At 46.7% G+C, this 13,792-nt stretch carries 11 protein-coding genes; 5 read left to right on the top strand and 6 right to left on the bottom strand.

Going from position 1 to position 13,792, the window contains the following annotated elements; translation table 11 throughout:
- Positions 1-3: 3 nt before the first annotated feature.
- From TBC1_RS15570 to nuoE, 5 genes are read right to left on the bottom strand one after another with little or no spacing between them, the layout of a single operon-like run.
- On the bottom strand, positions 4-390 hold the full coding sequence (locus TBC1_RS15570) for a response regulator (protein ID WP_062044876.1): 387 nt from the start codon (positions 388-390) through the stop codon (positions 4-6).
- A gap of 54 nt (positions 391-444) precedes the next feature.
- Positions 445-2,472 (bottom strand): [Fe-Fe] hydrogenase large subunit C-terminal domain-containing protein, encoded by a 2,028-nt coding sequence (locus tag TBC1_RS15565; protein WP_201781703.1) that lies wholly within the window; start codon positions 2,470-2,472, stop codon positions 445-447.
- Positions 2,473-2,481: 9 nt separating this feature from the next.
- Positions 2,482-4,206: a [FeFe] hydrogenase, group A gene (locus tag TBC1_RS15560; RefSeq protein WP_062044872.1), complete on the bottom strand. Its 1,725-nt coding sequence runs from the start codon at positions 4,204-4,206 to the stop codon at positions 2,482-2,484.
- A gap of 26 nt (positions 4,207-4,232) precedes the next feature.
- Positions 4,233-6,179: an NADH-ubiquinone oxidoreductase-F iron-sulfur binding region domain-containing protein gene (locus TBC1_RS15555; RefSeq protein WP_201781702.1), complete on the bottom strand. Its 1,947-nt coding sequence runs from the start codon at positions 6,177-6,179 to the stop codon at positions 4,233-4,235.
- Complete coding sequence (gene nuoE / locus TBC1_RS15550; protein WP_137305792.1) at positions 6,176-6,646, bottom strand: NADH-quinone oxidoreductase subunit NuoE; 471 nt, start codon at positions 6,644-6,646, stop codon at positions 6,176-6,178. The genes TBC1_RS15555 and nuoE overlap by 4 nt, the downstream gene beginning before the upstream one ends.
- Before the next feature lie 343 nt (positions 6,647-6,989).
- Between nuoE and TBC1_RS15545 the strand changes: the two genes are divergently transcribed.
- From TBC1_RS15545 to TBC1_RS15525, 5 genes are all read left to right on the top strand, one after another.
- On the top strand, positions 6,990-7,292 hold the full coding sequence (locus TBC1_RS15545; protein ID WP_082189667.1) for an NAD(P)H-dependent oxidoreductase subunit E: 303 nt from the start codon (positions 6,990-6,992) through the stop codon (positions 7,290-7,292).
- Between the two features lie 28 nt (positions 7,293-7,320).
- Positions 7,321-9,183, top strand: coding sequence for a [Fe-Fe] hydrogenase large subunit C-terminal domain-containing protein (locus TBC1_RS15540; RefSeq protein WP_062044867.1), 1,863 nt, complete (start codon positions 7,321-7,323; stop codon positions 9,181-9,183).
- A 9-nt stretch (positions 9,184-9,192) separates the two neighbouring features.
- Positions 9,193-10,377, top strand: coding sequence for a SpoIIE family protein phosphatase (locus TBC1_RS15535; protein WP_062044865.1), 1,185 nt, complete (start codon positions 9,193-9,195; stop codon positions 10,375-10,377).
- Between the two features lie 101 nt (positions 10,378-10,478).
- Positions 10,479-11,933 carry a DUF2079 domain-containing protein gene (locus tag TBC1_RS15530; RefSeq protein ID WP_137305790.1) on the top strand — a complete coding sequence of 485 codons (1,455 nt, stop codon included), beginning with the start codon at positions 10,479-10,481 and terminating at the stop codon, positions 11,931-11,933.
- Between the two features lie 53 nt (positions 11,934-11,986).
- Complete coding sequence (locus tag TBC1_RS15525; RefSeq protein ID WP_062044861.1) at positions 11,987-12,382, top strand: OsmC family protein; 396 nt, start codon at positions 11,987-11,989, stop codon at positions 12,380-12,382.
- Between the two features lie 140 nt (positions 12,383-12,522).
- On the opposite strand, the gene tviB is transcribed toward TBC1_RS15525, so the two are convergent.
- The gene (tviB, locus tag TBC1_RS15520) at positions 12,523-13,782 is read right to left on the bottom strand and encodes a Vi polysaccharide biosynthesis UDP-N-acetylglucosamine C-6 dehydrogenase TviB (protein WP_062044859.1); all 1,260 of its coding nucleotides are present in this window, start codon (positions 13,780-13,782) and stop codon (positions 12,523-12,525) included.
- Positions 13,783-13,792 lie beyond the last annotated feature (10 nt).

Below are 13,792 nucleotides of genomic sequence, written 5' to 3'. Positions count from 1 at the left end.
TCCTTAAATCTTTAGAAGTTTGTTGATTTCGCGCTGAAGCTGATCCGCCCGTATTCCCTTGTCGAGGAACAGATCCGCTTTTATCCATTGCTTGTTTTCATCTGAATTGATATCGAATGTAATCCCGGTTTCCGCCGTTACCGCGGTTGCAATAATGATCGGTACATCAGGATACATGCGCTTGATCTTGTATGCCAGGATAAAACCGCTGTCGTCACTTTCCATCATCAGGTCAAGGATTGCCAGATCGGGCCTGACAGTTTCGATGATCGACTCTGCCTCTTTCTGCCCATCGGCAGTAATGGTGTCGAATCCGAACTGTTCCACCTTCATCTTCATCTGAAACAGGTAATCCATGTCATCATCCACAATCAGAATAGTCTTTTTCATTGTACTGCGTTTAAAAAACAAAGTTTATTTTTATTTCTTTCATGTCGCTGTTAATCAAGTCATTGCCATTCTTGGAAGTGTAATGGTAAACGTGGTCCCCGTTACTCCCTTGTTTTTATCGGCATTCGACCTGAAGGTGATGTTCCCCTTGTGCATTTTGACAATTCCATAGATAATCGGCAATCCAAGACCGGTTCCTTTTCCAATGGGCTTGGTGGTAAAAAAGGGCGTGAAGAGTTTATTCATATTCTCTTCTTCGATTCCTGTTCCGGTGTCGGTAATATTAACCGTTATTTCGTCGCTGGAATCGGTCATTTCAACAGTGATCAGTCCGCCCTCTTCAGGCATGGCCTCGATGGCATTTTTCAGCAGGTTGGTGAACACCTGGGTCATCTGATCGTAATCCAGTTTAATCTCAGTATTGTTGACCTTGGATTCAAGCGATATTTTGATGTTTTCAGGAACGATAACCGAGCTTATCGAATGCTCCATCAACTGGTTGATATTGACATCTGTAAAGTTGACCTGGTTTTTGCGTGCAAAGTTAAGCAATCCGCCTACTATTTTTTTACAGCGTTCGGCCTGCTCTGCAATCAGGTCCAGGTCCTTGCGGATCGGATCTTCAGCGGGGGCTTCATCCTTCAGGATGTTGCTGTACATAGTAATGATTCCCAGGGGATTATTCAGCTCATGGGCAATGCCGGCTGAAAGCTGGCCCATTCCCGCAAGTTTTTCCGATTGTCTTAAAGCTTCCTGGGTATTAGCAAGCTTTTCATTCGAAATATTTAATTCCCTGATATAGTTATGAAGTTTCTCGATGGTATAAGGGAGGCACATTTCATGTTCGGCCAACCCCCGGATAATCGCAATGGCATGCTCTTCGCATGATTCGTATCCGCAGGCTCCGCAATCCAGATGGTCGTGCGGCTCAAATTTTCCCATTTTATTCAGCGCCTTTCTGATTTCTTCGTTGTCAGGTCTGCTGTAACGAATGTCGCGCTTTGTAAATTCACAGAAAAGATCGAGATCCGAAAATTCCTCGTAATCTTTTTTCCACTGGTCCATATCCATGGTTTCCATCTTGTGAATTACATAGTCGCTTACACTGGCCCTTTTTCTGAATCTGCGGCTGAGTGATGAAAGGAAGGGATAAGGAGACATGCCGGGGCCCATAATACAGCCTTCGCAGCAAAGTAATTCCAGGTGTTCCTGGGCAATCTGTCCGCTCTCAAACTCCCTGATGGCTTCCTGAAAATCGCTGCGTCCGTCGGCTACAATCACATTTCTTTCAAAAATATCTTCTTCAACCTCCATTGTGTTGAGCAATCCCCTGCTAACAGGAAATATGGATCCTTTGCCCCCCAAAGGAGGGTCAAACTCAGTGGGACTTACCTCTGCAGGTTTCAGCCCTGTCTGGTTAATCATCTCCCTGAGTTCCCTGAAGGTGATGGCGGCATCCACTTCGGACGATTCATCCTTTTTTGCTATGCAGGGCCCGATGAAAACAATTTTAAGGTCTGTGCCGTATTTCCTGCGCATTACCCGGGTCATGGCAACCATTGGCGAAACGATGTTTGCCAGTGATCCTACCAGGTCAGGATGATAGTGTTCGATGTAGTTTACAATGGCCGGACAATCTGAAGAGATTACCGGAGGATAACGCTTCGATTGTATGATCTTCTTGTATTCCCCGGCAACCAGGTCTGCACCGAATGAAACTTCTGAAACATATCTGAATCCCTGGGCACGAATCAATGATACCAGCAGCCGGTGATTCTTTATTTCTGAAAACTCGGCCGGGAAGCTTGGTGCGACAATGGCAGCAACCCTTTGTTTGCTGTCGATCAGTTCCCTCACTTTATCAATCTCTTTCCGGAAAACCTTTGCATTCTGACTGCACACCTTTATACAATTGCCGCATCCGATACACCTTTCCGACATAACTTCTGCCTGGCCATTGCTGATTTTGATGGCCTTGGCCGGACATTCCCGCACACAGGTGTAGCAAACCCGGCACCGCTCCCTGATGGTGGTAACGAGTGGCCGTTTTGAAGTTGTATCTCCGGGATTCATGGTTGTCATTTTTTAAGCTTACAATGAGACATCTCTTTTTTTGTAAGAAGTATGCAGCAGTTTCATGGAGAGTTCACCCAACGGCTCGCCGAGGAACTCCTTGTACAATTCTATTACGGCCGGGTTTTTATGTGCCACTCTGATCGGCTCTTTTTCATCCAGGTCATATACCGCTTTAATTCTTGCTTTCAGGGCCGTCTGATCATCTACAATGGGTTGACCGCCTCCGTTAACGCATCCGATGGGGCAGGCCATCACCTCGATAAAATGAAGGTCGTTGCGCCCGTTTCTGATTTCTTCAATCAATACCGCAGCCTGCTTTACAGTGCTTACGGCGGCAAAGCCGAGTTTAAATTCCCCGATCTTCAGTTTTACTTCCTTGTAATCTTTGTTACTTCTGAGTTCGGTGATGCGCAGCTGTTGCAGCTCCTTGCCTGTAAGCCTGAAGTGAAGGGTCCGTATCAGCGCTTCGGTTACTCCACCGGAAACACTGAACAGTTTTCCTGCCGAGCTGCGGATGTGAAAGGGAAAATCAGCAAGTTCCGGTTCGCCCTGATGAATGTCGATGCCGTTGAGGCGTATAAACTGAGCCAGTTCCCGGGTGGTCAGAACCGCATCAACATCACTGATCCCCTTGTGGGTCATTTGCTCACGCTGTGCCTCAAACTTCTTCGCCGTACAGGGCATTGCCGAAACCGTATAGAGATTGTCAATGTTGATATGGTAGGTTTTGGTATAGTATTCGCTGATGATGGCTCCGAGCATCTGCTGGGGCGATTTGCAGGTGGAAATATCGGGAATAAGTTCAGGATGCCATTGCTCCACATATTTGATCCATGCAGGACAATCACTGCTGAACATGGGAAACGTAAGGCTGTTTTTAAGTCGGTGCTCCAATTCGGCGGCAAGTTCCATTATGTAAATATCGGCGCCGAAAGTGCTGTCGAATACTTTATCAAAACCTGTTTTTCTCAGCGCTGCATTCAGAAGCCCGTTGATCTCCTTACCGGCCTTCAGCCCGAACTCTTCAGCCAGGCTCACGGCAATGGTAGGAGAGTATTGCATTACCACATGGATGTCTTTGTTGTGCAACGCGCTTTGCAGGTCGGATGAATGTCTTTTTTCGTGTAAAGCGCCGGTAGGGCAGGCCATGATACATTGTCCGCAGGTGATGCAGCTTGACAGGTTGAGCTGTTTGTTAAAAGCCGGCCCGATGATGGTTGTGTTTCCTCTTCCGATAAATCCGAGGGTGGCGGCGCCGATAATCTCTTCACAGGTTCTGACACAACGGCCGCAAAGGATGCATTTGGCTGGGTCGCGCACAATACTGGATCCGGAAGGGTCGGTTTTGTATTTATTCTTTTTGCCGGTGAACCTGCGTTCCCTGACATTAAGCTGTTCTGCAAAGTTTTGAAGTTCGCAGTTGCCGTTTCGTTCGCAATACAGACAATCGTCGGGATGGTTGCTCAAAAGCAATTCCACATTGGTTTTTCTGGCATTTACCACCCGTGGGGAGTGTGTCCTGATCTTCATCCATTCCTCCACAGGGTAAGAGCAGGCCGTAATAAGGTTGTGCTTGCCTTCCACCTCTACAACGCACATGCGGCAGGAGCCGGTAGGATAGAGGCCCTGCATGTGGCACAGGGTAGGGACCTTTATTCCGTTACGCTCCAGCGCTTCCAGAATGGTTTCTCCCCTTCGGGCAACGATTGTTTTATTATTTACTTCAATGGGGAAGTTCATGTTTTATTTATTTCGATCCACTAAGGTCATTTCACAAAAACAGCGACGAATTTGCATACATCGAAACAGATTCCGCATCCGATACATTTATCTTCGATGATGAAATGCGGTACCCGGGGTGAGCCGATAATAGCAGTGGTCGGACACTTTTTGGCACATGCGGTACACCCTGTGCATTTTTCAACATCTATGTAATATACCTTCAGGTCTTTACAAACTCCCGCACGGCATTTTCTGTCGAAGATATGCTCCTCAAATTCTTCCCTGAAATATTTAAGGGCGCTCAACAGTGGGTTAGGCGCTGTTTGTCCGAGCCCGCAAAGGGAAGTATCTTTGATTACATCAGCAAGATTTTCAAGCTGCATGACCCCTTTGAACCGTTCCAGGGTTTCATGTCCGCTTTCGTTTACGGGCCTGCGGGTGATATTTTCCATGATTTCATGCATGCGCCGGGAGCCTTCACGGCAGGGGATGCATTTGCCGCAGCTTTCACGTTGCAGGAAATCGGTAAAAAACTTTGCAATGTCTACCATGCAGGTATCTTCATCCATTACTACCAGTCCTCCCGAGCCCATAATTGTACCGGCTTTGAGCAGGGCTTCGTAGTCGATCAGCACATCCAGGCTTTTTTCCGGCAGACAGCTGCCCGAAGGACCACCCAGTTGTATGGCTTTCAGTCGCTTTCCGTCTCTTACCCCTCCTGCTATGATGTAGATCAGGTCTTTCAGGGAAGTACCCATGGTAACTTCGGCAAGTCCGGTAATTGCTATCCGCCCTGCCAGCGCAAAAACTTTGGTTCCTTTGCTGGTGGAAGTTCCCATCGAGCTAAACCAGCTTGGTCCGTTCTCGATGATGGCCGGAACATTGGCCAATGTTTCCACATTGTTAACAACGGTTGGCTTGCCGAATAAACCCCGGATGGAGGGAAAGGGTGGCTTTGGTCTGGGAGTTCCTCTTTTGCCTTCTATGCTTGAAATCAGCGCGGTTTCTTCGCCGCATACGAAAGCGCCGGCTCCTTCACGTATCTGAATCTGCAGGTTGTAACCGCTGTTCAGGATGTTGTAGCCAAGCAACCCGGCATCATTTACCTGTTGGATGGCCTGCCTGAGCCTGTCAACGGCAATCGAATATTCTGCCCTGACGTAAATATAGGCTTTCTTCGCATTTACAGCATATGCTGCAATGGCGGTTCCTTCAATCAGTTTATGGGGGTCGCCTTCGAAAATAGCTCTGTCCATAAAGGCTCCGGGATCACTTTCATCGCCGTTGCAAATCAGGTAACGCTCATCGTCCTGAGTGTTAAGCGCGGTTTTCCATTTGCGGCCGGTAGGGAACCCCCCTCCGCCACGGCCTCTGAGTCCGCTCTCTTCAATGATATCGCAAACCTTGTCCGGTGCATAGTTCCGAAGTACCCTTACCAATGAGCGGTATCCCCCCCGGGCAATATATTCTTCGATGGAGTATGGATTGATAATCCCGCAGTTTCTGAGTACGAGTCTGTTTTGAAGCCTGAAGTAAGGCATTTCCCCCAATAACTTTACTCCGTCCCAGGCCTCATGGTTAGGATGCGAGTATTGTCCGAGCAGGTTTTCAGCAGGAACTTCATAATTCAGGATCTCATCCAGCAGAGGTTCAACCTTGTTTTCGGTAATGCATGAGAAGGCAATCCTTCGTTTACCCGGAAGCTGAACATCAACCATCGGCTCATGAATACACAGTCCGATACAACCCACCTCAATGATTTCCGCGTCAATGCTTTTTTCGGTCAGGTACTGGCGGATGGCTTTCAGTGTTCCTTTAGCTCCTGCTACCATTCCGCAGGTGCCGGTGCCGACATAAATTACCGGCTTGTCAACAGTGTCGCGCCTGAGTCTGTTAATGTATTCTTCGGTAGCCGGATCGCTGCCCGGATGCGCATTGAGCAGTAAATGCCCGGCCAGTTCTTTTAAACTCATTGTTGTCAGTGTGTTCATTGCCGGCTGATTTTTTCTTTACACTGGTCAATAATTTCTTTCAGATCACCCGGTACAATACCATGATAATAAATATCGTTTACAGCCATCACCGGTGACAATCCACAGGCGCCCATGCAGTTAACAACTTCAAGGCTGAATATGCCGTCACGGGTGGTCTGACCTTGTTTTATTTTCAGAAGCCGTTCAGCTTCCTGGATAATGCGGGCAGAATTATTGATGTGGCAGGCTGTGCCGTGGCAAATCTGTATATGGAACCGCCCCCTGGGTTCAAAGCGGAACTGATCATAAAATGTGGCAACACCATATACCTTGCTTGTCGGCAGATCCAGTGACCGCGCAATCCTGTTGATCGATTCTTCCGACAGATAGCCTAATTCATTCTGGATGTCCTGCAATAAGGGCAACAGGCTGTCGCGCTGCACATTTATGTGCTTTTTTATGATCTCATCAATCTTGTCAGCCATAGTTAACTGATATTCAATTGTATAAATTTTATACTTGCATCCGGAAAAAAAGCCCGGACGCATGCTTTTATGATTTTCTGAGGATAAAATTACTGTTATTTTTTTAACATTGTTATTTCTTTAACAGATATTTTTATAAAAAAGTAGTAATTTTGTTTTGTCAGGATAAGCGGAAATCAACGGTGCAGCAGGTTTTGGTTAACAGTAGCGGTAATTGTATGCAATGTCCTGAAAAAGGAGAAGTTGCATCAGATGCATTTTTGCTTTAATTTCGCAATGGTTGTTGGCATCAGATATCTTTTCTTTTGCCGGCAGCTCCCGGTAGGGGAAGTTAATACTCCGGATGTTAATCCGGTTTGGTTATAGTTTAATACAAACTTTGGTGGAAAACAGAATTGATATCCAGATCTGTTTGGGTAGTTCCTGCTTTTCAAGGGGGAACAAACGGTTGGTTAAAGTGATCGAGCAATACCTGACTGAGAGAAACCTGAGGCATCTGGTGTATTTTCATGGTGCCCATTGTTTCAGCAGTTGCGATCAGGGGCCGCTTATCAGCATAGATGGTAAAGAATATACCGGTCTGAATGAAGACAAAGTGATCATGATCCTGGATGGAATTTTCGGGAAGACATCTTCGGGTGTTTGATGATCTAAAAGAAGGAAAGAGTTGATTTATGAAACCTCCGCTGATTAACATAGATAAGGTGAAGTGCAAGGTGTGTTATGCATGTGTTCGTGCCTGCCCGGTGAATGCCATTCAGGTAAAGGCAAACCAGGAAGCGCCGGAGGTTGATCACGGCCGTTGCATTGGCTGCGGTAGTTGCCTTCAGGTATGTGCACCTCAGGCCATCACTTACAGGGATTCCTGCGAGGATGTGAAGAAAATCCTGACTTCGGGAGAAAAAGCTGTTGCCATTGTCGCACCCAGTATTTCAGGGGAGTTTGACGATATAACTGACTACAGGAAATTTGTGCGCATGATCCGTGAACTCGGATTTTCATACGTAAATGAGGTTTCATTCGGGGTTGATCTGGTCGCGGCCGAATACCGTGAGTTGTTTACCAAATTTCTCGGAAAGTATTATATTACCACCAACTGCCCGCCCATTGTAGCGCTTATAGAAAAATTCCATCCTGATCTGCTTGGTAACCTTGCACCCATCATCAGTCCGATGATTGCTACCGCACAGATTGCCCGTCAGCTTTATGGCAAGGATCTCAAAGTGGTTTACATAGGCCCCTGTATCGGAGCCAAGGATGAAGCCCTTCGGTTTGAAGGCGATGCAAAGGTTGATGCTGTGCTTACGTTTGTGGAACTGAGGCAGTTGTTCGCGGAGTTTAACATTAAGGAAAGCACGGTTGAATATTCCGATTTTGACCCGCCGCTTGGGTATAAAGGATCGCTTTACGCAGTCAGTAACGGAATTCTTCAGGCAGCCGGCCTGGATGAGGATCTGATGCAGGGAAGTGTAATCACTGCGGAAGGGAAAGACAATGTGCTGGAGGCCATCCGTGAATTTGAATCATCCATTGATTTTATCCGTAAGCATTTTAACCTGTTCTATTGCGAAGGTTGTTTAATGGGACCGGGAACTTCACGTGGCGGTAAAAAGTATGCGCGCAAAACTCTGGTAACGGATTATGCCAATAAAAAGCTGAAGAATTTTGACCTGAAAACATGGGAAAAGGCATGTAAGAAACACAGCAACCTGACCGACTTTAAAGCGGAATTCTCCGTCGATGATCAGCGTTTGCCTCAGCCAAGCGAAGAAAAAGTTGAGGAAATCCTGAAAGTGATCGGCAAGCAAAACAGTGAGGATAAGCTCGGGTGTGGTGCCTGTGGCTACGAGTCGTGCAGGGATTTTGCCGTGAATGTTGCCAAGGGGCTGACAAAGACCGACATGTGTATAACTTATTCGCTGAAAAGCAAGCACGATTTTATCAGAACCCTCAAGCTGACCAATGAAAAACTGGCCAAAACCCAGGAAGCCCTGCTTGAGTCCGAACGCAAAGCGCGTCAGGAGCAACAGGCATCACAGGAGGCCCTTGAAAGAACGTCATCCATGCTTCAGAAACTGCCCAGTGCGATAGTTATTGTGGATGAGAACCTGAAGGTGATAGAGTCGAATCAGAGTTTTATCAATACGCTGGGCGAAGATGCCGAAGAAATCAATGAAATCATACCCGGGCTGGTTGGAGCGGATCTGAAAACCCTGCTTCCTTTCCAGTTTTATAAACTCTTTACTGCAGTCCTTACTACCAACGAGAATGTGGTAAACCGCGATGTGCATCTTGGCGACCGCCTTCTGAATGTTTCAGTGTTTTCGATCAGGAAAGGGAAAATCGCCGGCGCTGTGCTGCGCGATATGTACCTGCCGGAAGTCCGCAAAGAAGAAGTAATCCACAGGGTCACCGAAGTGATTGATGAGAATCTTGACCTGGTCCAGAAAATTGCATTTCTGCTTGGTGAAGGCGCCGCGAAAACGGAGCGCATGCTCAATTCAATTATTGAGTCGCACAAGGCAGCCAAAAAGTAAGCTAAGCGCATGGATAACAGGTTTTACATCGAGGTCAACGCGGAGCTTAAAAATCATCATGAATCGCGCATCTGTGGTGATGTATTCCTTTCAAGACGGATCAATGAGGAAAACCGCATTGTGGCGGTTCTGTCTGATGGCATGGGGCACGGGGTAAAGGCAAATATGCTGGCGACCCTTACGGCTACCATGGCGTTGAATTTCACGGCTGAGCATAAAGAAATGCACCGCATTGCCGAGATCATCATGAATACGTTGCCGGAATGCAGCGAGCGAAAGATGAGTTACTCCACTTTTACCATTATTGATATAGAATTTGATGGCAAGGTGAGAATACTTGAGTATGATAATCCGCAAACCATTGTTTTGCGTGGGAAGAAGATATTTGAACCCGAGTGGACCTGTGTGATGCTTGAAGGCGGCAAGAGTGCAGGGAAAGAACTTAAGAGTTGTGAATTTGTTCCGGAAAAGGAAGATCGGATCATCTTTTTCAGTGACGGTGTCGCCCAGTCGGGGCTTGGCGGAGGCAAGTTTCTTTTTGGCTGGGGGCGCGACAGCGTGCAGCAGTATGTATTGGAACTGGTTAACCATGAACCCGATATTTCAGCTTTGCAACTTGCCCATAAAGTAGTGAATATGGCTCACGTAAATGATGGATACCTGAGTAAAGATGATACCAGTTGCGGCGTAATCTATTTCAGAGAGCCCAGAAAGATGCTGGTGTGCACGGGCCCGCCATTTGAGGAAAGCAATGACAGCGAGTTTGCCCGCAGGGTGGACCAGTTCGACGGCAAGAAGATCATCTGCGGCGCAACCACCGCGGATATTATTGCCAGGGAGCTGAAGCGCAGCATTGAAGATACTTTCGACTTCGACGATCCCGACCTGCCGCCAATCTCGCTGATGCAGGGCGTTGACCTGGTTACAGAGGGAATTCTTACCCTGGGAAAGGTTACCGAGATACTCAAAGGTTTTAACAGTTCTACCCGCCTCACCAAAGGCCCTGCCGACCGGATTGTAAAAATGCTTATCGAAAGCGATGAAATTCATTTTATCATCGGTACGCGCATCAATATCGCCCATCAGGATCCAAGTCTGCCGGTTGAACTGGAAATCCGTCGCACTGTGGTGAAAAGGATTGCACGGCTGCTGGAGGATAAGTTTCTGAAGGAAGTGGCCCTGACTTTTATTTAGAGTGCCCGAAAACCTGGAAGTTCAGCGATTCAAACCCACATATTGTATTTTCTTTGATCAGGTTACAGGCTTCAAAATCTTTTCAATTTGAAAAGGATAAAATGAGAATGCTAAAGCAATACAAAGGGCTTGCTCTGATTATTATTATTTTCGGGGTGATATACTCGTTGATATCGCTGGTGAATCATTATAATTTCAGAACGTATGCCCTGGATCTGGGTGCTTACACCAATGCGATGTATGATTACATCCATTTCCGCTGGAACGACAGCGCAGTTTTCAAGGAAATTGAAGAAAATCTGCTGGCCGATCATTTTGATCTGTATCTTATCTTTTTTTCTCCATTGTCATTGGTTTTCGGTAGCTATACCTTGCTGATCGTTCAGATTGCAGCGGTCCTGGCCGGTGGGGCAGGGGTATGGTTCTGTTTCAGGCTGAGAAATCCGCATGGCAATATACCCCTGTACGCCGCTCTTTATTTCTACCTGTTTTTTGGAGTTTATTCAGCCCTTTCCTTTGATTATCACAGTAATGTTATTGCGGCCTCCTTGCTGCCCTGGCTGTTTTATTCTGTGCGGAGACGAAATTTGGGGGCCGCTGCCCTGCTGCTGGCATTGATGCTGGTTTCAAAGGAAAATGTATCCCTGTGGCTCGTATTTGTATGTCTTGGTATAGCGTTCGAGTATAGAAAGGAGACCCGGATCAGGAATTTTATGCTGTTTTCCTCAATCATTTGCGGTGCAGCTTTTATAATGATTGTTTCACTTATCATGCCCGCATTTTCAAATACAGGCGATTATCCTCATTTTCACTACAGTTTTCTGGGTAGCAATTACAAAGAGGCTTTTCTGCATCTTGTATCCCATCCGCTGGAATCGCTGAAGGTTTTATTTGTGAATCACAACAACAGCCCGTTTGGTGATTTTGTTAAGCTTGAACTGCATCTTTTACTTGTCTTTTCAGGGCTGCCATTCCTTCTGCTTCGGCCCGCTTATTTGCTGATGCTTATCCCGGTATATTTTCAGAAACTCTTTCACGACAATTATTATATGTGGGGCATTGCCGATCAGTACAGCATTGAGTTTGCCCCGGTGATGGCCATCGGGATTTTTGCGGTTATTTCAGGTATCCGGAAGAAACGGCTTGCCGGGATACTCTCTATCCTGGTGCTGTTGCTGACTTTTGCGTCTACCTTCCGGGTGATGGATAATACCGTCATCCATACAGATAAGGTCAACATCAGATTTTACCAGAAACAGCATTATACAAGAGCCTATGATGTTGCAGCCGTTCATAAGGTTTTATCCGGATTGCCCCCTGATGCAATTATAAGTGCCCAGTCGCCTTTCCTCCCGCATCTGGCATTGAGGGACAGAATCTATCAGTTTCCGGTTATCAGAGATGCAGAATACATTGTTTTTTCGTTCAATGAAGTTCCCTATCCATTGACAGAAACGGAATTTCGTATGACTACTGATTCTCTTAAGGCCTCCGGTCAATGGCATGTTCTTTATGAAGGCGACATAGTGATCCTGCAAAGAGACGGGAGATATTGATTATTTTACAGTCCCTTTTTGCGGTTTTTAAAATTCAATTAATACGAAAAAATATGAAGATTACATTTGAAGGCAAAAAAAAGGTAATTGCGGAATTTAACGGTCACCGCATTGTGACTGACCAGCCTGTCAGAGCCGGAGGAGAAGGCAGTGCGCCGGCTCCATTCGATCTGTTTCTGGCCTCACTGGGCACCTGTGCAGGTATTTATGTAAAATCTTTCTGCGAGCAGCGCGGCATATCAACCGATGGGATCAGCCTGGAGCAGGAAATGAAGTATAATGCAGAAACCCGTATGATCGGCGGTGTTGAAATCAGAATTGTATTGCCGGAAACGTTTCCTGAGAAATACCGGGATGCCGTTATCAATGCAGCCAATCTTTGCGCTGTTAAAAAGCATTTGCATAATGCGCCTGAGATGAAGGTGGTAACGGAAGTAAGGAGCACCTGACATTCTTGCAGCAAAAAAAAGCAAAATTTCGCTGGCCTGGAAAGTTACCTTTCAGCAGGAAATTTTATGAATCTCATCTGATACAGGAACTGCCGGACGAATGACCGGCAGTTCCTGTGATATATGCTAAACCGGATATATCAAAGGCGTTCATCCACCAGGGATTTGTCAAGTAACCCTTTAATGTCATAGAAAACGGAATCACTATGACCAAATGAGCGGATATCGGTTTCCTTGAATTGATTGTGTGCAACGGCCAGTACCACAGCATCGTAATTGCCATTGGGCTTGTCAATCAGGTCAAGGCCATATTCATGCTTTACTTCGGCATGGTCGGCCCAGGGGTCGTATACATCCACCTTGCAGGAGAAATCCCTGAATTCGTTTACCACATCAATCACCCGCGAATTGCGGATGTCGGGGCAGTTTTCCTTGAAGGTGATTCCCAGCACCAGTACGCGGCTTCCGGCAATGGTATGCCCCTTCTTAATCATCAGCTTAATGGTGCGGTTGGCCACGTAAAATCCCATGTTGTCATTCAAGCGGCGGCCTGCAAGGATAATTTCAGGATTGTATCCCAGCTCCTGCGCTTTGTGGGTAAGGTAATACGGGTCAACACCTATGCAATGTCCGCCCACCAGACCGGGAAAGAATTTCAGAAAATTCCATTTGGTGCCGGCAGCGGCAAGAACTTCCTGGGTATCTATCCCGATTTTATTAAAGATCAGCGCCAGTTCATTCACAAACGCTATGTTGATATCGCGTTGTGAGTTTTCGATTACTTTAGCTGCTTCCGCAACTTTAAGACTCGATGCCATAAAGGTACCGGCCGTTATGATACTTTTGTAAAGGTCATCAACTTTTTTTGCCACCTCAGGGGTGGATCCGGAGGTTACTTTAAGGATTTTGGTCACCGTATGTACCTTATCGCCCGGGTTGATGCGCTCGGGGGAGTATCCACAGAAGAAGTCCCTGTTGAATGCAAGTCCCGAGAACTTTTCAAGTAAGGGCACACACTCTTCTTCAGTGGCTCCGGGATAAACGGTGGATTCATAAATCACAATGTCACCTTTTTTCAGCACTTTCCCGACAGTCTCTGACGCCTTTAAAAGCGGGGTGAGGTCGGGTCGTTTGTGACTATCGATGGGGGTTGGGACAGTAACAATGTAATAATTGCAGTCTTTGATATCCTCAATGCTTGTGGTATATTTGAGATAAACCGCAGCGGCCAGGTCCTCATCGGAGGTTTCCAGTGTACGGTCGTGGCCGGCCATCAGTTCATTTACACGGGTTTGATTAATGTCAAAACCGGTTACCGGGAATTTCTTGCCAAATTCAACTGCAAGCGGCAGGCCTACATATCCCAGGCCGATTACACAGATTTTTATCGGGTCGTTCATGTTAATGTTT

This window comes from Lentimicrobium saccharophilum (assembly GCF_001192835.1).
Lineage (GTDB): Bacteria > Bacteroidota > Bacteroidia > Bacteroidales > Lentimicrobiaceae > Lentimicrobium > Lentimicrobium saccharophilum.
The sequence above is the reverse complement of the archived record's forward strand: the minus strand, read 5'-3'. Positions and strand labels throughout refer to the sequence as shown.

What these genes read in the sequence shown, in the direction of transcription:
- TBC1_RS15570 (WP_062044876.1), bottom strand. Translation starts at nt 390, where the DNA reads ATGAAAAAGACTATTCTGATTGTGGATGATGACATGGATTACCTGTTT.
- TBC1_RS15565 (WP_201781703.1), bottom strand. Translation starts at nt 2,472, where the DNA reads ATGACAACCATGAATCCCGGAGATACAACTTCAAAACGGCCACTCGTT.
- TBC1_RS15560 (WP_062044872.1), bottom strand. Translation starts at nt 4,206, where the DNA reads ATGAACTTCCCCATTGAAGTAAATAATAAAACAATCGTTGCCCGAAGG.
- TBC1_RS15555 (WP_201781702.1), bottom strand. Translation starts at nt 6,179, where the DNA reads ATGAACACACTGACAACAATGAGTTTAAAAGAACTGGCCGGGCATTTA.
- nuoE (WP_137305792.1), bottom strand. Translation starts at nt 6,646, where the DNA reads ATGGCTGACAAGATTGATGAGATCATAAAAAAGCACATAAATGTGCAG.
- TBC1_RS15545 (WP_082189667.1), top strand. Translation starts at nt 6,990, where the DNA reads ATGTTAATCCGGTTTGGTTATAGTTTAATACAAACTTTGGTGGAAAAC.
- TBC1_RS15540 (WP_062044867.1), top strand. Translation starts at nt 7,321, where the DNA reads ATGAAACCTCCGCTGATTAACATAGATAAGGTGAAGTGCAAGGTGTGT.
- TBC1_RS15535 (WP_062044865.1), top strand. Translation starts at nt 9,193, where the DNA reads ATGGATAACAGGTTTTACATCGAGGTCAACGCGGAGCTTAAAAATCAT.
- TBC1_RS15530 (WP_137305790.1), top strand. Translation starts at nt 10,479, where the DNA reads ATGAGAATGCTAAAGCAATACAAAGGGCTTGCTCTGATTATTATTATT.
- TBC1_RS15525 (WP_062044861.1), top strand. Translation starts at nt 11,987, where the DNA reads ATGAAGATTACATTTGAAGGCAAAAAAAAGGTAATTGCGGAATTTAAC.
- tviB (WP_062044859.1), bottom strand. Translation starts at nt 13,782, where the DNA reads ATGAACGACCCGATAAAAATCTGTGTAATCGGCCTGGGATATGTAGGC.